The organism is Micromonospora sp. NPDC007220 (assembly GCF_040634035.1).
In the GTDB taxonomy this organism is placed as follows: Bacteria; Actinomycetota; Actinomycetes; order Mycobacteriales; family Micromonosporaceae; genus Micromonospora; species Micromonospora reichwaldensis.
This window is the reverse complement of the sequence record NZ_JBEYEU010000006.1, coordinates 188,215-207,314: the sequence shown is the minus strand read 5'-3', so window position 1 is coordinate 207,314 and position 19,100 is coordinate 188,215. Positions and strand designations below refer to the sequence as shown.

Here is a 19,100-nt window from a genome sequence, read left to right as displayed (position 1 = left end):
GGGAGTGACGATGACAGATCCCCAGCTCTGGCTCTCCGCGGTGGAGATGGGCTGTTTCTTCGGCATGCTGGCCCTGGCCTACTACCTTGTCCAGGTCGGTGCCGGTTTCTTCAACTTCGCCATCGGCCCGTACGCGATGATGGGCGGCCTCTGCACGAGTTGGCTGGTCATCGAGTACGACCTCGGCGTCTGGTCGGCTGCCGGCATAGCGGTGGCGGTCACCCTGCTGCTCGCGGCCGTCACCGAGCTGGGCGTCGTCCGGCCGGTGCAGCGGCGCAGCGGCGGCGGTGAGCTTCCCGCCCTGGTCGCGGTGGCCGCCGTGCTCTTCGCCATCCAGCAGTTCGCCGGGTACCTCTTCGGCCACCCGACGTTGCCGGGGCAGAACCTGGCCACCTTCGAACCGGTCACGGTCGGCGAGATCGTGGTCCAGCCCAGCTCGTTCCTGCTGATCGGCGTGACGCTGTTCGCCTTCGGCCTGGTCGCGGTCTGGATCAGATCAACCCGGACCGGCCGGATGTTGCGGGCGGTCGGGGACAGCAAACAGGCGGCGTCCCTGCTCGGCCTGCCGGTCAACCGGATCCGGCTGATCGCCTTCCTGCTGGCGGGCTTCCTCGCCGCGCTGGCCGGGCTGCTCTTCGCCCCCAAGGCCGGCGTGCACTCGCTCTCGGGACTGCACTGGTCGCTGTCCGGCTTCCTCGCCGTCGTGATCGGCGGCACGGGTTCGGTCTGGGCGCCTCTCTTCGGCGGGATGCTGCTCGGCCTGGCCGAGGTCTTCCTGCCCTACTACTTCGGGGGCCAGTCACACGTGTACGGGATGCTCCTGATCGCCCTGCTCTTCTTCGCCTTCCGTCCCCAGGGACTCTTCGTCCGGATGGTGCGCGCATGACCGGCACGGCTCCGCCTCGCATCGAGGGCCCGCCGAGGCGCCGGGACATCCGTCAGGTGCCCGGCATCGGCGGGCTCGCCCTCGGCGTCGCCGCGGCGGTGCTGATCCTGGCCTGGGTGGGTTCCGACGGCTACCGGCAGACGCTCGTCACCGCCAGTGTCACGTACGCGCTGATCGCCCTCGGCATGTACGTGCCGTACCTGATGGCGGGCTCGCTGTCGATGGCCTACAGCGCGTACGCCGGCATCGGTGGGTACGCCGTCGGCCTGATCTCGACCCGTACCGACCTGCCACTCCTGCTGGCCTGGATCGCGGGCCCGATCGTGGCGGCGCTCATCGCGGTCCTGCTGGGGCTCGCCACCCGGCGGCTGTCCGGGTTCTTCCTCGCGGCGGTGACCCTGCTCTTCGGGATGGCGTTCACCGCGTTCCTGATCGACGGCGAGGGGATCACCGGCGGCTCCGCCGGCCTGGGCAACCTGCGTCCGCTGCACCTGTTCGGCTGGACGCCGAGCCACTACCAGGTGGTGGTCGGCTCGGTGGTGGTGGTCTGCGTCGTCGCCTTCCTGCTGGACCGGTTGCGCCTGTCGCCGTGGGGCGTGATCGTGCGGACGATGCGGGACGCTCCCCGGGCGGTGGAGGCGGCCGGTGTCCGCGTACCGATGATGAACCTGGTCGCGCTGGCGCTCGGCGCGGCGATCGCCGCGGTCGGCGGCGGCCTGTTCACCTACTCGGCCGGCAGCGTCACGCCCGACACCTTCACGCTGAACATCGTCTTCCTGGCGATCTTCATGCCGCTGATCGGCGGCTCCGGCACCCCCTGGGGCGCGGTCGCCGGCGCCGTGCTCGCCGTCCAGCTGACCTTGAACTTCCCGGCCGTGCAGGCCAGCGGCACGTTGCTGCTCGCGCTGGGCGTGCTGGTCATCATGCTGGTCGCGCCGAAGGGCGTGATCGGCTACGCCGACGAGCTGAGACGGCGCGCGATCGCGTTGCCACGGAGGGGGCGTACCGGTGGATGAGACGGAGCTGCTGGTCGGCCGCGGCCTGACCAAGCGGTACGGCGGGGTGACCGCGCTGGCGGAGGTGTCCTTCGAGCTGCGTCCGGGCGAGATCCTCGGCCTGGTCGGGCCGAACGGAGCCGGCAAGACGACCCTGGTGGACCTGATCTCCGGCGCGCAGGCGGCCACCGCCGGCGAGCTGCTGCTGCGCGGTCGCAAGCTCACCGGTCCGGCGTCCCGGCGGGCTCGGGTCGGCCTCGGGCGGACCTTCCAGTACCCGCAGCTGGCGCTGCACCTGAGCGTGCGGGACAACCTGCTGCTCGGCCGGCACGCGCGACGGCACGGCACGCCCTGGCAGATGCTGGTCGGCGCGTTCGCCGGCGCAATGCGCCCGGAGCGCCCCGCCGACCGGGAGGCCGTCAGGCAACTGGCGGGGGAACTGGGCATCGAGGGGCTCGACCGGATGGCGGGTGACCTCACGTTGGGCGAGCAACGCCTGGTCGAGGTCGGCCGGGCCCTGGGCCAGGATCCGGTGGTCCTGCTGCTCGACGAGCCCTTCGCCGGGTCGGACGCCCAGGGTGTCGCCGGCATCGCCGAGGTCATCCGGACCGTCCAACGACGGGGGCACGCGGTGATCCTGGTCGATCACAACGTGGACCTGGTCGCCCGGCTGGTCGACCGGGTGCTGCTGCTCGACCGGGGCCGGGTCGCCTTCGACGGTGCTCCGGGGGAGTGCCTGGCCAGCCCGGAGATGCAGCGGGTCTACTTCGGCGCGCACGACGCCGACGACGACGGTGCGGAGGACGAGGGTGGGGCCCGGGACGAGGCGCCGGCCGATGCCGGCCCGGCCGGGACCGACGCCGCGGCCGTGCCCGGCAACCAGGCGCGACGACAGGGGAGGGTGGAGGATGTCCGCTCATGAGTTGCGGGTGGAGGGGCTGAGCGTCCGGTACGGGCACGCCAGCGCCCTCTCCGCCGCGACGGTGACGGTGCCGGGCGGCACCATCACCGCGCTGGTCGGGCCGAACGGCGCGGGCAAGAGCAGCCTGCTGCTCGCCGCCTACGGCTCGGTGCCCGCCACCGGTCAGGTCCTGCTGGACGGCACCGACGTCAGCCGGCTGCGGCCGGCGGCCCGGGCCCGGGCGGGGATCGCGATCGTCCCACAGGGGCGGCAGCTCTTTCCGCACCTCGACGTCGTCGACAACCTCCAGGTGATGGCGGAGCTGCTGCACCTGCCGCGCAGCGTCGTGCAGGGCGCGCTGGACCGCTTCCCGATCCTGCAGACCCGCCGGCGCAGCCTGGTCGGGGTGCTCTCCGGCGGCGAGCAGCAGATGTTGGTGGTGGCGCGGGCGCTGATGGGCTCGCCCCGGGTGCTGCTGCTGGACGAGATGACGACCGGGCTGGCTCCGCTGATCGTGCAGGAGCTCGGCCGGACGGTGACCGCGCTGGCCGCCGAGGGCGTGGCGGTGTTGCTCGCCGAACCGGCCCTGGGGGTGCTGCGCCGGATCGTCGACCGTGGCTACGTACTCGTCCGGGGCGAGGTGGTGGCCTGTGAGGAGGGGGGCGGCCGTGCGTTGGACGACGCGTACCGCGCCGCCATGGGTGTGCAACGTCCTCGCGAGCTGCGCCCGGCGAGCTGACTCTCGCCGGGCGGGCGCCGCCCACGGGCGGCCACCCGGGTGGCCGCCCGTGAGCCGCGAGCAGTTGGCCGGTGACGAACCGGGCCCGGTCGCTGGCCAGGGCCCGGTCACTGCCGAGCAAGGGATTGGTGGGCTGTCGGCATGGGGTTCAAGCTCGGCGTGATGCCGGTGCTGGGTGGGCGCGGCGCGGCCGATCCCGGCGTCACCGCGGCCTTCGTGCGGCGGATCGAGGAACTGGGCTGCGAGTCGGTCTGGGCGGTGGAGCACCTGGTGGTGCCCGACACCTATCGGTCCGGCTATCCCTACGACCCGAGCGGCCGGATGGGGCTGGGGCCCGCCGACGACATCCCCGACCCGCTGGAGTGGTTGACCTTCGCGGCGGCGCACACCAGCCGGCTGGTGCTCGGCACGGCCATGCTGATCCTTCCCCTGCACCACCCCGTCGGCCTGGCCAAGAGGCTGGCCACGCTGGACGTGCTCAGCGGCGGCCGGTTGATAGCCGGGGTCGGCGTGGGCTGGCTCCGCGAGGAGTACGACGCGGTCGGGGTGCCGTTCACCGGGCGGGGCCGGCTCGCCGACGAGTATCTCGACGTGCTGCGCGCCCTCTGGACCGGCGCACCGGCCAGCCACCAGGGCTCTGCCGTGCGCTTCGACGCGGTGCACAGCGCGCCACGGCCCACCCGACCGGGCGGGGTCCCCATCATGGTCGGCGGGCACAGCGTCGCGGCGGTGCGCCGCGCCGCCCGCTTCGCCACCGACTTCTATCCCCTCGGCGTGGACGTGCCGGCCCTGGCCCGGCTGCTGGACCGGCTCCGCGCCGAGTGCGCGGCGCTCGGCCGGGATCCGGTCGAGGTCGCGGTGACCGTACGGGGCCCGGGGACCCGGGCGGAGGCGGACGCCCTGCGTGAGCTGGGCGTGGCGCGGGTGGTCATCCGGGCCGACCCACGGGACCCGGAACTGCTCGCCACGACGATCGACAGGTACCGGCGCGAGATCCTGGGAGAGTGACGGCGGTGCGGGGCGCGGCGAACGCGGCCCGTCGGCCGGACCGTTGCTATTCAACCAAGCGCTTGCTAGGTTCGTTTCATGGACTTCGCCTTTCCGGCCGGTGAGACGGTTGTCGTCACCGGCGCCGGCAGCGGGATCGGCCGGGCGACCGCGTTGCTGGCCGCCGCCGCCGGTCTGCGGGTGGCCGCGTGGGACGTCCAGGACCGGGCGGTCGCCGGAACGGCGGACGAGATCGTCGCCGGTGGTGGCGCCGCCCTCGCGCTGACCGTCGACGTGGCCGATCCGGCGGCGGTACGGGCGGCGCTCGCCGCCAGCGGCCCCGCCCGTTACCTGGTCAACAACGCCGGCCCGGCGAGCAGCGCCGCCCTCGACTTCGACCGGGCGCTCGCGCTCACCGTGGGCAGCGTGCGGACGGTCACCGACGCGTGGCTCGCCGGCCGCCCCGGCGCCGGAGCGGCGGTCGTCAACGTCGCCTCGGTCGCCGGGAACCTGGTCGGCACCGATTCCGCCTGGTACTGCGCGGGAAAGGCGGCGATCGCCGGTTACACCCGACACCTGGCCACCCGGCTCGCCCCGGCGGTACGGGCCAACGCGGTCGCGCCGGGACTGATCGACACCCCCCGTACCGCCGGCTTCGCCGCCACCGACCTCGGCCGCGACCTCGTCGCCCGCAACCCGATGGGGCGCCCCGGCCGGCCGGAGGAGGTCGCCCACGCGGTGCTCTTCCTGCTCGCGCCGCTCGCCGGCTATCTCAACGGCGTCCTGCTGCCGGTCGACGGCGGCTGGACGGTCACTCAGTGAGGAAGAACCGATGCCGGAAGCTGTCATCGTCGCCGCGGCCCGTTCACCGATCGGTCGCGCCGGCAAGGGCTCACTGGTCGGGATGCGCGCCGACGACCTCGTCACCGAGATCACCGGGGCGGCCCTGGCGCAGGTCCCCGCGCTGGATCCGCGGACCCTGGACGACGTCCTGCTTGGCTGCGCCCAGCCGGCCGGCGAGCAGGGCTACAACCTGGCCCGGATACTCGCCCTGCGGCTAGGTCTGGACGAGGTGCCCGGCACCGTCGTGCAGCGCTACTGCGCGTCGTCGGTGCAGACCACCAGGATGGCCCTGCACGCGATCAGGGCGGGGGAGGGGCACGCCTTCGTCTCCGCCGGCGTGGAGATGGTCTCCCGCTACGACCGGGGGAAGGCCGACGGCATGCCCGGCACCCGCCACCCCCGCTACGCCGCCGCCGAGCAGCGCACCGCCGCTCTGACCCAGGACGGCGGGCAGTGGTCCGACCCGCGCTCCGCCGGGCTGGAGCCCGACGTCTACATCGCCATGGGGCACACCGCCGAGAACGTGGCCCAGCACTGCGGGGTCAGCCGCCAGGAGCAGGACGAATTCGCCGTACGCAGCCAGAACCTGGCCGAGCGGGCGATCGCCGACGGCTTCTTCGCCGCCGACATCACGCCGGTCACCCTGCCCGACGGCACCGTGGTCGACCGCGACGACGGCCCGCGCGCCGGGGTCACCCTGGAGAAGGTCGCCGCCCTGAAGCCGGTCTTCCGTCCCGACGGCACCGTCACCGCCGCCAACTGCTGCCCGCTCAACGACGGCGCTGCCGCCCTGGTGGTGCTCAGCGACGTACGCGCCCGCGAACTCGGCCTGACCCCGTTGGCGCGGGTGGTCTCCACCGGGGTCTCCGCGCTCAGCCCGGAGATCATGGGCCTCGGTCCCGTGCAGGCCAGCCAACGTGCGCTGGCCCACGCCGGGCTCGCCATCGGCGACATCGACCTGGTGGAGATGAACGAGGCGTTCGCGGCCCAGGTGATCCCGAGCTACCGGATGCTGGGGGTCGACCCCGACCGGCTCAACGTCCACGGCGGAGCGATCGCGCTCGGCCACCCGTTCGGCATGACCGGGGCCCGGATGACCACCACCCTGGTCAACGCGCTGCGGTTCCGGGACCGGCAGTTCGGCCTGGTGACCATGTGCACGGCGGGCGGTCAGGGCATGGCGCTGATCATCGAGCGGCTCTCCTGATGCCCGGCGTGCTGGCCGGCAAGGCGGTCGTCGTCACCGGCGCCGGTCGGGGGCTGGGCGAGGCGTACGCCAGGCTCGCCGCCGCCGAGGGCGCCTCGGTCGTGGTCAACGACGTCGACACGACGGTCGCCGCGTCGGTGGCCGCCTCGATCGGGGCGCTGGCCGACGATTCGGACATCGCCACCTGGGCCGGTGCCGGCCGGTTGATCGACACCTGCCGCCAGGCGTACGGACGGATCGACGGGTTGGTCAACAACGCCGGGCTGTTCCGGCTGGCGGACCCTCGCGAGCAGGACCCCGACGAGTTCCGCCGGGTGGTGGAGGTGAACCTGCTCGGCACCGCCCACTGCGGACTGCACGCGATCCGGGCGATGCTGGCGCAGGGCTCCGGTTCGGTGGTGAACGTGACCTCCGGCGCGCAGGCCGGCACGGCGGCGCTCGCCGCGTACGGTGCGAGCAAGGGCGGTGTCGCCTCACTGACCTGGTGCTGGGCGGCGGACCTGGCCGGCACCGGGGTGCGGGTCAACGCGGTCTCGCCCAACGCGCACACGCGGATGGCGGAGGCGTTCGAGCGCCACCTGGGCGACCGGGCGCGGGGGCAGAACGTGGGCAAGTCCGCGGCCAGCAACGCCCCGGCCGTCATCCATCTGCTTTCCGACGCGGCGGCCGGCGTCTCCGGTCAGGTCGTCCGGATCGACGGCGACGAGTTGTCGCTGGTGACGCCACCCAGGCAGGCCGCCAGCGTGCGGATGTCGCGGTGGACGGTCGCCGCGGTGGCCGACGCGTTCGCCGGCGACCTCGGCCGGCACCGTTAGTCGCCGTGCCCGGTCGGTCAGTTCCTGGCGCGGTTGGTCAGGCCGTCCAGGAAGAGCGAGGTGCAGTCCTCGGCGAGGCGGGAGGTGGGGTGGTCGGCGCTGGGCTTGAACCAGCGTACGGACAACCACACGGCGTCCCGCATCAGTCGATAGAGGATCTTCGGGTCGACGTCGGCGCGGAAGGTGCCCTCGGCGAGGCCGGCCTCGATGACGGTCAGCCAGGCGGTCTGCACCTCCCGGCCGGCGTTGCGGAGATAGTCGAACCGGTCGAACTGCAACAGGTAGTTGACGTCGTTCTGGTAGATCTCCGTGGCGTGCGGGTGTGCCTCGACGACCTCCAGCGAGGCTACGATCAGGTCGTGCAGGCGCTGGCGGGCGTCTGTCTCCTGTGCCAGGACCTGCGCGTAGCGCTGCTGGAGGTCCCGGAGGAAGGACGAGACGATCTCGTCGACCATCGACTCCTTGGAGTCGAAGTGGTGGTAGAGGCTGCCGGAGAGGATGCCGACGTCGTCGGCGATCTGCCGGACCGTGGTCGCCGCCACCCCCTTGCTGGCGAACAGGGCGGCGGCGCTGCCGAGGATCGCCTCGCGCCGGACTCCAGGCTCTCGCGCCATGTTTTCTCGCAGACAGACTCGACGGAACAGGGTCTTGGTCGTTGGACGTCGGAAGGGCTTCCCGCCGGACGGCCCCCGAGAGTGTACCGGCGGCATCGACGGGTCGGGTCGCTCCGGATCCAGGGTAGCGTAACCAACCAAGCGCTTGGTAAGTTTTAGCGCGCGCGGCCCTGAACATCGAGTCGTGCTGATCCAGCCGATGCGGGTGGGCCGACCGCGGACGGCAGGGCGACCGGCGGCGAGAAGGCGGCGATGGCTGACGAGCGGATGACCGAGGACGACGCGCTCGACCTCCAGGCGGTGAACCGCATGACCGTGGACGCGACCCCACCGGCCCCGGCCGGCGAGGAGGCGGTCCGCGGCGCCGGCCGACGGTGGTGCGGCGGACCGATGAGGGGCCGGTACGAGGGCAGGATCGCGCTGGTCACCGGCGCCGCCGCCGGGCTGGGCCGGGCCACCGCGCGCCGGTTGGCGGCCGAGGGCGCCCGGGTGGCCTGCCTGGATCTGCACGCCGACGACGCGGGCCTCGGCCCGGCCGGCCTGGCACTCGCCGGGGACGTCCGGGACGAGGCGGCGGTCGGCGAGGCGGTGGACCGGACCCTCGCGTGGGGCGGCGGCCTGGACCTGGTGGTGACCGCGGCGGGGGTGGCCTCCTTCGGCCACACCACCGACGTCCCGCTCGCCGAGTGGGAGCGGATGCTGGCGGTCAACCTGACCGGCACCTTCCTGACCGCGCGGGCGGCCTTGCCGCACCTGGGCGCGGCCCGTGGCGCGCTGGTCACGGTCTCGTCGCTGGCGGGGGTGCGGGGATACCGCTACAGCGCCGCGTACTCGGCGGCCAAGGGCGGGGTGGTCGCGTTGACCCGGGCGCTCGCCGTCGAGTACGCCCCGGCGGGGGTCAGGGTCACCTGCGTCTGCCCCGGCTCGATCGACACCGGGCTGACCCGGAACCTGCCGCCGGTGCCGGCCGCCGACCCGAGGCTGCTGGCACACGGCCGGGCACTGGTCGACCCGCCGGTGTCCCAACCCGAGGAGATCGCGGGCGCGATCGCCTATCTCGGTTCACCGGAGGCGCGGTTCGCCACCGGTGCGGTGCTACGAATGGACGGTGGGGCAGGTGTCTGAGTTCTCCGCGGCGACGATCGAGCGGTACCACGCCGACGGTTCCTGGGATGCCGAGACGATCGCCGACCTGGTGGCCCGCAACGCCGTAGCCGCACCGGAGGCCGTGGCCTTCCACGCCCCGGAGGGGACGCTGACCTGGCGGGAGTACGACGCGGCGGCGACCCGGCTGGCCGGCGCGTACGTGCTCGTCGGCCTGCCGCCGGAGCGACCGCTGGCCGTCCTGCTCACCGGGGGCGCGCTCACGCACGTCGCGTACCTGGCCGCGCAGCGGGCGGGGCTGGTCACGCTGGGGCTCGGGCCCCGGGCGGGTGACGCCGAGATCAGCCACCTGCTGCGGCACACCGAGGCCGTCGCGCTGGTCAGCCGGGCCGTGCACCGGGGCCGGCCCGGTCCGGAGATCGCCCACGCCACCGGCGCGCCCGCACACCTGGAACTGGATCTGGTCGGCGGGCAGCCGGTGCTGCGCCGCGACGGCGTCGACCTGCCGATGCCGTCGGTGTCCGCCGCCATCGACCTGCTGGAGGGTCGTGGCCTCGGCCCGGACGACCTGTTCTTCCTCAACTCCACCTCGGGCACCACCGGGCGACCCAAGTGCGTGCGGCAGACCATGAACGTGCGCAAGTACTTCGCCGCGCTGGCCGCCGACGCCGGCGCGTTCGGTCCGGACGAGGTGGTGCTCAGCGCGCTGCCCGCCCCGTACGGCTTCGGTCTCTGGAGCGCCCACGTCGTGCCGGCCCGGTACCGGTTCCCCACCGTCCTGGCCGCCGAGTTCGACCCGGCCGGGACGCTGGAGCTGATCGAGCGCCACCGGGTGACCGTCCTGGCGGCCGTGACCAGCCAGTTCATCATGTTGCTGAACCACGAGTCGTTCGCCCGGCGGGACCTCTCCTCGCTGCGGGTCCTCTTCACCGGCGGCGAGCGGGTGCCGGCGCACCGGGCGATGGAGTTCGAGGAGCGCACCGGCTGTGCCGTGCTCCAGTTCTACGGGTCCAACGAGGCCGGGCCGATCTCGGTGACCCGGGTGGCCGACCCCCGCCCGGCGCGGTTGGGCACCGCGGGACGACCGGTGCCGGCGATGCGGGTGCGCCTGCTCGGCCCGGACGGGGAAGACGTGCCCGACGGCCCCGGCCAGGTGGCGGTGAACGGTCCCGGCTGCGCCCCCGGGTACTTCCGTGACGAGCCGGCCAACCGGCTGCTCTTCCGCCCCGACGGCTGGTTGCGCACCGGTGACCTGGGGCGGCTGGACGAGGACGGGTATCTGTCGATCACCGGGCGCACGGCGGATTTCATCATCCGTGGCGGGCACAACGTCAGCGCCCCGGTGGTGGAGGAGGCCGTCGGCGGACACCCCCGCGTGGCCCAGGTCGCTGCGCTCGGCATGCCGGACGAGGTGCTGGGGGAGCGGGTCTGCGCCTTCGTGGTGACCCGCGACGGCGGCGAGCTGACCCTCGACGAGCTGCGGGTCCACCTGGATGCGACGGGCGTGTCCAAGGTCAACTGGCCGGAGCGGCTGGTCGGGTTGCCCGCCCTGCCGCTGGGTGTCGGTGGCAAGGTCGACAAGGCGGCCCTGCGGGCCCTGCTCTGACCGTTTCGCGGGCGAGGGGGGCCTGGCCCGGGTCGGGCGGCCTCGGCGTTGCCTGCCCCTCTCGGCTTGCTCCCGGCCGGCGCAGGCCGGGGTGACTCAGGCTTTCGTGGCCCGGATCAGGGTCTGGGTGACCTGGCCGTTTCCGATGACGCGGCCGGCGACGGAGGCGGTCACGTCGAAGGTGATCCACCGGCCGGCCACGGTGGCGACGGTCGCCGCCACGTCGACCCGGTCACCGCTCAGCGCCGGGGCGCGGTGGTGCACCCCGATCCAGGTGCCCACGGAGGAGGCGCCGGGAGCGAGGCGGGGGCGCAGGATGCCGGCGGCGGTGTCCTCCAGGAGCCCGATCAGGGCGGGGGTGGACAGCACCGGTGGCGAACCGGGCACGTGGTCGGTGAGCATGCCGGCGCCGACCTCGAACGATCGGTCGATCCGGTCGCCGGGCGCGACGGCGGCGGTCAGTAGGTCGACCGTCTCCGGGGTTCGCCAGATCTGCATCCCGCCTCCTTGACACGTCTCGTCGTACGGCCACAGAATGCCATAAACAAGCGCTTGTTTGGTAGGGGTGACGATGCAGGTGAACGAGGTCGCGGCTCTCTTCCCACCCGGAACGGCCCCGGTCGCCGGCAGCGCCCACGAGCGCTACGTCGCGCAGCGGCTGGCCGAGGTGGGTCGGTGGGGCGACGACACCCTGGTCGACCGGGTACGCCGGCACGCCGGCCTGATCGGGGGGCAGGCCGCCTTCGTCGCGGGGGCCGACCGGATCACCTGGCGGGGCCTCGACGACCTCTCCGACCGGCTCGCCGCGGTGCTGCTGCGGCACGGTCTCGCGCGCGGCGAGCGGGTCGGCGTACTGCTCCCGGACGGCGTCGCGGTGCACGTGGCCTATCTGGCCGCGCTGAAGGCGGGAGTGGTGGTGGTCGCCGTCGGGCCGCGCGCCGGCCGGCTGGAGGTGCGGCACCTGCTCACCACCAGCGGTGCCACCGCGCTGATCAGCCATGCCGAGCACCGGGGCACGCCGGTCGCCGGGCTGGTCGAGGGCCTGCCGCTGCGGGTCCGGCTGGAGCTGCCGGCGACCGTGACGGAGGCGGGCTGGCCCGGCCCGACCGACGCCGAGCGGGCGCTGATCGCCGAGCGGACCCTGGGCCTCGGCGACATCCACCTGCTCAACGGCACGTCCGGCACCACGGGCATGCCCAAGTGCGTGGTGCACAACCAGAACCGGTGGATGTACTACCACCAGCTCGCCGTCGAGGCCGGTGCGCTCACCGGTGACGACGTCTTCCTCACCCTGATCCCCGCCCCGTACGGCTTCGCCCAGTGGACGGCCAACTTCACCCCCACCCTGCTCGGCGCGCCGACGGTGGTGATGCCCCGGTTCGACGCCACCGGGGCGCTGGAGCTCATCGAGCGGGAACGGGTGACCGTGCTCTGCTGCGTGAGCACGCAGTTCATCATGATGCTGAACGCCGACCCGGGCCGCTACGACCTCAGCTCGCTGCGGTGCATGTTCACCGGCGGGGAGGCGGTGCCCTTCGAGCGGGCCGCCGAGTTCGAGCGCCGTACCGGTGCCCGCGTACTCCAGTTCTTCGGCTCGAACGAGACCGGGGCGCTGTCGCGTACCACGATGGACGACGACATCGACGCGCGGCTGCGGACGGCGGGCCGGGTGATCGACGAGATGAACGTCCGGCTCTTCGCCGAGGACGGCACCGACGTCACCGCCGCCGGCGGCCCCGGCCAGGCGGCCTGCGCCGGTCCGGCGACCTGCCTCGGCTACTTCGCCGACCCGGCGGCCAACGAACGCCTCTTCACCCCCGACGGGTGGATGCTGACCGGGGACATCTGCACCAGCGACGCGGACGGCTACCTGCGGGTGGTCGACCGCAAGCAGGACTTCATCATCCGGGGCGGCAAGAACGTCAGCGCGGCGGCGGTGGAGGACCAGGTCGGCTCGCACCCGGCGGTCGCCATGGTGGCGGCGGTGGCGGTGCCCGATCCGACGTACGGCGAGCGGGTGTGCGCGGTGGTGGTCCCGCGTCCCGGTGCCACGCTCGACCTGGACGGGTTGCGCGCGCACCTCGCCGACCGGGGTGTCAGCAAGGAGAACTGGCCGGAGCGGTTGGAGATCGTCGACGACCTGCCGCGTGGCTCCGGTGGCAAGATCGCCAAGGCCGAGCTCCGCGCCCGGCTCCGCGCCGGTTGACCCCGCCCGCCGTCACGAGGCGCTCCGCAGCGACTCCCGGATGCGCGACCGCTGCACCTGGCCGGTGGCGGGAGTGCGCGGGATGGCCGGCAGCACGACCACCCGGCGCGGCTGCTTGAAACCGGCCAGCCGACCGGCGACGTGGCCGCGTACCGTGCCGACATCCGGCGGGGTCGCGCCCGGCGCCAGCACCAGGACCGCGCAGACGACCTCGCCCCAGCGGTCGTCGGGCAGGCCGACCACGGCCACGTCGACGACGCCGGCCAGGCCGCGCAGGGCCGCCTCCACCTCGACCGGCGAGACCGACTCGCCCCCGGTCCGGATCACCTCCCGGACCCGGCCGGTGAGGTGCAGGTAGCCCTCCTCGTCCAGGCGGCCCAGGTCGCCCGAGCGGTAGACGCCGTCCGGCAGGGCGGCCGCCGTCTCGGCGGGCAGCCGGTGGTAGCCCGACATCAGCGCCGGGCCCGTGACCAGCACCTCGCCGACCTGTCCGACGCCCTCGGCGGCCACCCAGAGGGCGCCCGGGAAGGCCGGCCGGCCGACGCTGCCCGGCTTCCGGGCCAGGTCCGCGTCCGGCAGCGCGCTCATCCGACCGGCCTCGGTGGAGCCGTACAGGATGGTCGTGGTGGTGCCGGGCAACCGGTCCTTGATCCGCGCGACCAGATCGGCCGGCAGGGCCGAGGTGCCGGTGTCGGCGTGCCGCAGCGAGGAGAGGTCGGCCCGCCGGTGCTCGCTGTCGAGCAGCCGCTCCCACACCGCCGGGATGCAGTAGAGCGCGGCCGGCCGTTCGGTGCGGACCACGTCGATCAGCCGGGCCGCGTCGGCCCGGGGCACCAGGTGCACGGCCGTCCGGTTCTGCCACGCCTCCAGCACGTAGTGCCACCCGCCGTAGTGGTAGAGCGGGAAGCTGCACAACACCCCGCCCGGGCCGCGGATCGCGGCGGTGAAGGTGCCGCCGCCCGGCGCGGCGCGCAGCCAGCTGGCCCGGTGGCTGACCAGCGCGCCCTTCGGCTGACCGGTGCTGCCGCTGGTGAGGTAGATGATGTGCGGGTCGGTGTCGGCCAGCCGGTCGGCGCCCGCCGGCGCGGTGGCCGCCGCCCGGGCGGTGAGCGCGTCGAGGTCGGCACCGGCGCCCGGTGCCCCGCCGAGGCCGGCCAGCGGTGCTCCCGCCGGCGCGTCCGTCCGGTCGCTGACCAGGAGGCGGGGCTCCAGGTAGTCGAGCACGGCCTCGGTCTCGACGGGGGAGAGGCCCGGATTGAGCGGTACGAAGACCGCCCCGAGGCGGGCGCAGGCGACGAAACCGTCGAGGGTACGCAGGGTCGGCGCCGCCGACCAGGCCACCCGGTCGCCGGCCCGCACCCCCAGCCCGGCGAGGGCGTTCGCCGTGCGGTTCGCCTGCCGGTCCAGCTCGCCGAAGGTGATCCGTCGGCCGCACAGGGTGGCCGCCACGGCGGTCGGGGTCATCCGTGCGGTCAGCCGGACGATCTCGCCGATCAGCAGGCTCACGGCTGCCCCCAGTCGGCGCCGAGCCGGACCTGGGCGGGGTTGATCGCGCCGTACCTCGTCTTGTCCCGGGTCATCCGCACCGCCTCCGGGATGGCCTCGATGCCGGTCAGTTGATGCGTCACCAGGGACTCCACGTCGACGTCGGAGCGGGCCACCAGGCGCAGGGCCTGGGTGAAGACGGTTCCGGAGGGGGAGTATCCGCCGGCGCCGGAACGGGGATGCAGCAGGGAGACCGCCCGCTCACGGAGCAGGCCGAGGGGTGCCGGCGCGCCGTCGGGCAGCACCGAGACGCCGACCACCCGGCCACCCCGGCGGGCGCAGCGGGCGGCCAGTTCCAGGGTGTCCACGCCGGACAGGCCGTGCCCCGGTGACCCGCCCGCGGTCTCGACGACCACGTCCGCGCCGACGCCCCCGGTCGCCGCCAGGATCGCCGTCAGCACCGGATGCTCCCCCTCGGTGCCGTCCGTCGTCGCGTCGATGACGAGGTCGGCGCCGAACCGCCGGGCCAGGGCGAGCTTGGCCGGGCTCCGGCCGCTGACCGCGACGAGGCCGGCGTTGCCACGGCGGGCGACCTGGACGGCGAGCAGGCCCATCACGCCGGCGCCGAGGACCAGGACGCTCTCGCCCGGCGCGACGGCGGCCAGGGCGTGGGCGTGCAGCGCCCCGGCGAGCGGCTGGATCGCCGCGCCCGCGGTGGCGCTCACCCCCGCGGGGATCGGCACCACGGCGCTCTCGGGTACGACCACCCGCTCGGCCAGCGCCCCCGGGCGGGTGAAGCCCAGAAACTCGGGCCGGACGCAGGCGTCGGCGCGGTCGTGCCGGCAGGCGGCACAGCGCCCGCAGGTCAGCGTCTCGACGGCGGTGACCCGGTCACCCGGCCGGTAGCGCCGGACCCCGGCGCCGACCGCGCCGACCACCCCGCAGAACTCGTGCCCCCCGAAGCGGACCGGGCCGTCCGCCAGCGCCTCGGCCAGCCGTCGGTGCAGGGCGATCGGCTCACCGGCGATCAGCATGCACTCGGTGACGCTCGGCTGTACGCACGAGACGTCGATCAGCACCTCACCGGGGCCGACCTCCGGATCGGGCACCTCGTCGACCCGGAGGTCGCCGAAGCCGTGCAGGACGGCGGCGCGCATCGTGCTCCTTCCGAAGGGCGGGGGTCGGGACGGCCCTTGCCTTGCCGATTGAATTTTGTATCTAATATCCAAACAAGGTCAAGGACTCAGCTGGGGAGGACCGCATGGAGCGTGAACTCGTGGTCACCGGCGTCGGCGGTCAGGGCATCCAGCTACTCGCCAAGACCCTCGCGCTCGCCGCCACCCGCGAAGGGCGGTACGCCATGCTGACCGCCGACTACGGCGGCGAGATGCGCGGCGGCCCCTCCCGGGCCGGCGTGGTGATCGGCGACGCGCCGCTGCGGAGCCTGCCGGTGCTCGCCGCCGCCTGGTCGGCAATCGTCGTCCACCACCGGTTCAGCGAGCCGGCCCTGGCGCGGCTGCGCCCCGGCGGGCCGGCGGTGGTGAACGTGCCGCTCGTCGACCCGGCGAGCCTGCCCGAGACGACCGTGTACCCGGTGGACGCCAGCGCCGTGGCGAAGTCCGTCGACGCGCCCCAGGCGATCGGGTTCGTGCTGCTCGGGGCGTACAACGCGGTCGCCCGGGCGGTCGACCCCGAGGCGCTGGTCGAGGCGATGACCGAGCTGCTGCCGCCGTACCGCCGGCAGCACGCCCCGGCCAACGCCCGGGCGCTCGCCGCCGGCGCCGCCGTGCCCGCGGTGGCGGTCGGCGCCCCGGTGGGGGTGACGTCGTGACCCGGGAGTTGCTGGAGGGCAGCGCGGCCATCGCGGCGGCGGCGATCACCGCCGGCTGCCGCTTCTTCGCCGGCTACCCGATGTCGCCGTTCACCGGCCTGCTCGAGAGCATGTCGCGCGAGCTGCCGGCGGCCGGTGGGGTGTGCGTCAACGCCGAGAGCGAGATCGAAGGGGTCAACATGGTGCTCGGCGCGGCGGCGGCCGGCGCCCGGGCCGCCACGGGTTCCTGCGGCCAGGGGATCGCCCTGATGCAGGAGACGATCGCCGAGGCGGCGCTCAACCAGACCCCGTTCGTCGTCTTCAACATGGCCCGCAACCAGCAGGACTACTTCCAGTGCACGCGCGGCGGCGGCTGGGGCGACTACCGGACGATCACCCTCGCGCCGAAGGACGTCACCGAGGCGGTCGCGCACACCCAACTGAGTTTCCACCTCGCCGAGCTGTACCGCGCCCCGGTGATCCTGTACGGCGACCCCCTGATCGCCCAGACCCGCGTCTCGGTCACCGTGGCACCCCAGGACCACGGGCCGCTGCCGGAGCGGGACTGGGTGCTCGACGGCACGGGCGGCGGCACCGGCCGGTCCCGCCAGGTCTGGACCTGGGCGATGGGCAAGGCGACCGACCCGGGCCCCGGCCCGGACCGGCACTGGCGGGCGGTGGCCGACAAGTTCGACGCCATCGCCGCCACCGAGGCCCGGTTCGAGCAGGCGCACGTCGAGGACGCCGAGACGGTGGTGGTGGCCTTCGGCACCGCGGCGCTCTTCGTCGAGTACGTGGTCGAGCAGCTGCGCGCCGAGGGACACCGGATCGGATGGTTCCGGCCGGTGACCCTGTGGCCGTTCCCCGGGGACGCGTTGGCCGCCGCCACCACCGGGGCCCGCCGGGTGCTCGTGTTCGAACTCAACGCCGGGCAGATGCTCGACGACGTCCGCATCCACGCCGCCGACCGCTCGGCCGTCCGGTTCATCGGCGGAGTCAGCATCGCCGAGTCCGGCCTCGCCTACGGCGACCTGATGGACGCGCCGGCGATCCGGGACCGGATCCTCGCCGCACTCACCGGAGGTGCCTCCGCATGACCCGGGAACAGATCGTCATCGACACGTCGGGCCCGCCCTCGGTGCCCGCCCGCAAGGTGGCCGACCCACGACCGTCGCTGCTCCTCGGCGAGCACTCGCTCTGCCCGGGCTGCGGCGAGCCGGTCGCGCTGCGGCTGCTGCTGGAGGTCCTTCAGGAACTCGACATCGTGCAGCGGACCATCGGGGTGGTGGGGCACGGCTGCTACGGCAGCTTCGTACGGATCATGGACGTCGACGTGCTCCAGTGCCTGCACGGCCGGGCGCCCTCCTGCGCCACCGGTATCAAGCGGGTCCGGCCGGAGTGCGCCGTGTTCACCATGCAGGGCGACGGCGACATGGCCAACGAGGGGCTCCAGGAGGTCCTGCACGCCGCCGCCCGGGGCGAGAAGATCACCTGCGTCATGCTCAACAACGGCGTCTTCGGCGACACCGGCGGCCAGCTCACCGCGACCACCGTGCTCGGCCAGCGGACCAAGACCAGCCTGGCCGGTCGGGACGCGGAGGCGCACGGATACCCCATCCCGGTGGCCGATCTGGTCGCGGGGTTGCAGGGCAGCGCCTACGTCGCCCGGGGCGCGGTCTCCACCGCCGGTGGGGTGGCCCAGACGAAACGGATGCTGCGCCGCGCCTTCGAGACGCAGCTCTCCGGTGCCGGGTTCAGCCTGGTGGAGATCCTCACCATGTGCCCCACGGGATGGTTCGTGCCGGCCGGCGAGGGCCCTGGTTATCTTGGCGGGTCGCTGGAGCAGAGCTATCCACTCGGGGAGTTGGTCACATGACGGCACTGGTACGGGCGAAGGCGGGTGAGGCCGTCGCCGGACACATTCTCGGGCTGCTCTTCGACGGCACGCTGCGCAGCGGTGACCGGATCGACCTCGACAGCATCGCCACCACCCTCGACGTCAGCCGGGTCCCGGTCCGGGAGGGGCTGATGCAGTTGGAGCGCGACGGCCTGGTGAGCATGCCGCACTACCGGGGCGCGTTCGTCTCCGCCTTCGACGCGGGCACGGTCCGCGAGGCGTTCGAGCTGTACGGCATGCTGAGCGCGCTGACCAGCAGCCGGGCGGCCACGTCCGGCGACGCCGGGCTGCGCGAGACGCTCGACAAGCTCATCGAGGCGCTGGGCGGCTGCGACCAGGTGGACGAGTTCGAGCGGCTGGCCCGGGAGTTCCGCAAGGTGGTCAACCTCGCCGCCGCCGGGCCGCACCTGAGGGCGCTGCTGCGTACCTTCAGCGGTCTGGTGCCGGTCGCGGCAAGGTTCTCGATCGAGGACGCGATGGACGAGGAACGGGCCGCGTTGCGCCGCGAACACGCGGCGCTGACGGCCGGCGATCCCGAGGCCGCCGCCGAGGCGAGCCTCGACCACGTGTTGATGACGGCCGAGAACGCGGTGCGGGCGCTGCAACGACGCGGCGTCTTCGCGGCGGAGGCCGCGCCGCCCGCCACCGGGGACCGGGCCCGACTGCTCGGCATCGTGCGGGCCACGACCGGAGGAGTACGCCCGTGACGGCACCGGAGAACACGACGAGAAGCAGCCGGGGCACCCTGGTCATCGACATCGAGAGCTGCAAGGGTTGCGAGCTGTGCGTCATCGCCTGCCCGCCCGAGGTGCTGGTGATGTCCGACGAGGTCAACGAGATGGGCTACCGGTTTCCGGAGCTGACGCCGGGCTGCACCGGCTGCACCGCGTGCCAGATGGTCTGCCCCGACTTCGTCTTCTCGGTCTACCGGCTGACGCCGGCCAGGACGGACGGGGGGCCGGACCGCGCCGCCCGATGACGCTGCCGTCTTCGCCGCCGAGCAGG

The 19,100-nt window shown here is 73.8% G+C and carries 20 protein-coding genes; 16 read left to right on the top strand and 4 right to left on the bottom strand.

Going from position 1 to position 19,100, the window contains the following annotated elements; all coding sequences use genetic code 11:
* The first annotated feature begins 10 nt into the window (after positions 1-10).
* The 8 genes from ABZ573_RS15115 to ABZ573_RS15080 all read left to right on the top strand — a co-directional run bounded on the left by ABZ573_RS15115 (position 11) and on the right by ABZ573_RS15080 (position 7,373).
* Positions 11-886, top strand: coding sequence for a branched-chain amino acid ABC transporter permease (locus tag ABZ573_RS15115; RefSeq protein ID WP_151452327.1), 876 nt, complete (start codon positions 11-13; stop codon positions 884-886).
* Positions 883-1,902 (top strand): branched-chain amino acid ABC transporter permease, encoded by a 1,020-nt coding sequence (locus ABZ573_RS15110; RefSeq protein ID WP_358118580.1) that lies wholly within the window; start codon positions 883-885, stop codon positions 1,900-1,902. The genes ABZ573_RS15115 and ABZ573_RS15110 overlap by 4 nt, the downstream gene beginning before the upstream one ends.
* A complete protein-coding gene (locus ABZ573_RS15105; protein WP_358118578.1) occupies positions 1,895-2,803 on the top strand; it encodes an ATP-binding cassette domain-containing protein in 909 nt (302 codons plus the stop codon). Before ABZ573_RS15110 ends, ABZ573_RS15105 begins: the two co-directional genes overlap by 8 nt.
* A complete protein-coding gene (locus tag ABZ573_RS15100; RefSeq protein ID WP_151452325.1) occupies positions 2,790-3,521 on the top strand; it encodes an ATP-binding cassette domain-containing protein in 732 nt (243 codons plus the stop codon). The genes ABZ573_RS15105 and ABZ573_RS15100 overlap by 14 nt, the downstream gene beginning before the upstream one ends.
* 141 nt (positions 3,522-3,662) lie before the next feature.
* Positions 3,663-4,529: an LLM class F420-dependent oxidoreductase gene (locus ABZ573_RS15095; RefSeq protein WP_358118575.1), complete on the top strand. Its 867-nt coding sequence runs from the start codon at positions 3,663-3,665 to the stop codon at positions 4,527-4,529.
* Positions 4,530-4,607: 78 nt separating this feature from the next.
* Positions 4,608-5,330, top strand: a complete 723-nt coding sequence (locus ABZ573_RS15090; protein ID WP_358118573.1) for an SDR family oxidoreductase — start codon at positions 4,608-4,610, stop codon at positions 5,328-5,330.
* A gap of 10 nt (positions 5,331-5,340) precedes the next feature.
* Complete coding sequence (locus ABZ573_RS15085; protein ID WP_358118571.1) at positions 5,341-6,558, top strand: acetyl-CoA C-acetyltransferase; 1,218 nt, start codon at positions 5,341-5,343, stop codon at positions 6,556-6,558.
* Positions 6,558-7,373 carry an SDR family oxidoreductase gene (locus ABZ573_RS15080; RefSeq protein WP_151452321.1) on the top strand — a complete coding sequence of 272 codons (816 nt, stop codon included), beginning with the start codon at positions 6,558-6,560 and terminating at the stop codon, positions 7,371-7,373. The genes ABZ573_RS15085 and ABZ573_RS15080 overlap by 1 nt, the downstream gene beginning before the upstream one ends.
* Positions 7,374-7,390: 17 nt before the next feature.
* On the opposite strand, the gene ABZ573_RS15075 is transcribed toward ABZ573_RS15080, so the two are convergent.
* Positions 7,391-7,987 carry a TetR/AcrR family transcriptional regulator gene (locus ABZ573_RS15075; RefSeq protein WP_151452320.1) on the bottom strand — a complete coding sequence of 199 codons (597 nt, stop codon included), beginning with the start codon at positions 7,985-7,987 and terminating at the stop codon, positions 7,391-7,393.
* A 252-nt stretch (positions 7,988-8,239) separates the two neighbouring features.
* Here ABZ573_RS15075 and ABZ573_RS15070 point away from each other — a divergent pair, with 252 nt between their 5' ends.
* Entirely contained in the window at positions 8,240-9,112 is an 873-nt protein-coding gene (locus ABZ573_RS15070; RefSeq protein ID WP_358118569.1) for an SDR family NAD(P)-dependent oxidoreductase, read from the top strand.
* Entirely contained in the window at positions 9,105-10,697 is a 1,593-nt protein-coding gene (locus ABZ573_RS15065) for a class I adenylate-forming enzyme family protein (protein ID WP_358118567.1), read from the top strand. Before ABZ573_RS15070 ends, ABZ573_RS15065 begins: the two co-directional genes overlap by 8 nt.
* A 96-nt stretch (positions 10,698-10,793) precedes the next feature.
* Here the strand turns inward: ABZ573_RS15065 and ABZ573_RS15060 are convergent, their stop codons facing one another.
* Entirely contained in the window at positions 10,794-11,195 is a 402-nt protein-coding gene (locus tag ABZ573_RS15060) for a hypothetical protein (protein ID WP_151452318.1), read from the bottom strand.
* 73 nt (positions 11,196-11,268) lie between these two features.
* On the opposite strand from ABZ573_RS15060, the gene ABZ573_RS15055 reads away from it, so the two are divergent.
* On the top strand, positions 11,269-12,903 hold the full coding sequence (locus ABZ573_RS15055; protein ID WP_358118565.1) for a class I adenylate-forming enzyme family protein: 1,635 nt from the start codon (positions 11,269-11,271) through the stop codon (positions 12,901-12,903).
* 12 nt (positions 12,904-12,915) lie between these two features.
* On the opposite strand, the gene ABZ573_RS15050 is transcribed toward ABZ573_RS15055, so the two are convergent.
* The gene (locus tag ABZ573_RS15050; protein ID WP_151452316.1) at positions 12,916-14,409 is read right to left on the bottom strand and encodes an AMP-binding protein; all 1,494 of its coding nucleotides are present in this window, start codon (positions 14,407-14,409) and stop codon (positions 12,916-12,918) included.
* Entirely contained in the window at positions 14,406-15,545 is a 1,140-nt protein-coding gene (locus ABZ573_RS15045; protein ID WP_358118563.1) for an alcohol dehydrogenase catalytic domain-containing protein, read from the bottom strand. Before ABZ573_RS15045 ends, ABZ573_RS15050 begins: the two co-directional genes overlap by 4 nt.
* 104 nt (positions 15,546-15,649) lie before the next feature.
* Here ABZ573_RS15045 and ABZ573_RS15040 point away from each other — a divergent pair, with 104 nt between their 5' ends.
* Genes ABZ573_RS15040 through ABZ573_RS15020 form a run of 5 tightly spaced genes read left to right on the top strand, consistent with a single transcriptional unit; the run spans position 15,650 to position 19,074 of the window.
* Positions 15,650-16,219, top strand: coding sequence for a 2-oxoacid:acceptor oxidoreductase family protein (locus tag ABZ573_RS15040; protein WP_151452314.1), 570 nt, complete (start codon positions 15,650-15,652; stop codon positions 16,217-16,219).
* Positions 16,216-17,295, top strand: coding sequence for a hypothetical protein (locus ABZ573_RS15035; protein ID WP_151452313.1), 1,080 nt, complete (start codon positions 16,216-16,218; stop codon positions 17,293-17,295). Before ABZ573_RS15040 ends, ABZ573_RS15035 begins: the two co-directional genes overlap by 4 nt.
* Positions 17,292-18,074, top strand: a complete 783-nt coding sequence (locus tag ABZ573_RS15030; RefSeq protein WP_151452312.1) for a thiamine pyrophosphate-dependent enzyme — start codon at positions 17,292-17,294, stop codon at positions 18,072-18,074. Before ABZ573_RS15035 ends, ABZ573_RS15030 begins: the two co-directional genes overlap by 4 nt.
* Entirely contained in the window at positions 18,071-18,802 is a 732-nt protein-coding gene (locus tag ABZ573_RS15025) for a GntR family transcriptional regulator (protein WP_192581208.1), read from the top strand. Before ABZ573_RS15030 ends, ABZ573_RS15025 begins: the two co-directional genes overlap by 4 nt.
* Positions 18,799-19,074, top strand: a complete 276-nt coding sequence (locus ABZ573_RS15020; RefSeq protein ID WP_358118560.1) for a 4Fe-4S dicluster domain-containing protein — start codon at positions 18,799-18,801, stop codon at positions 19,072-19,074. The genes ABZ573_RS15025 and ABZ573_RS15020 overlap by 4 nt, the downstream gene beginning before the upstream one ends.
* Positions 19,075-19,100: the final 26 nt, after the last annotated feature.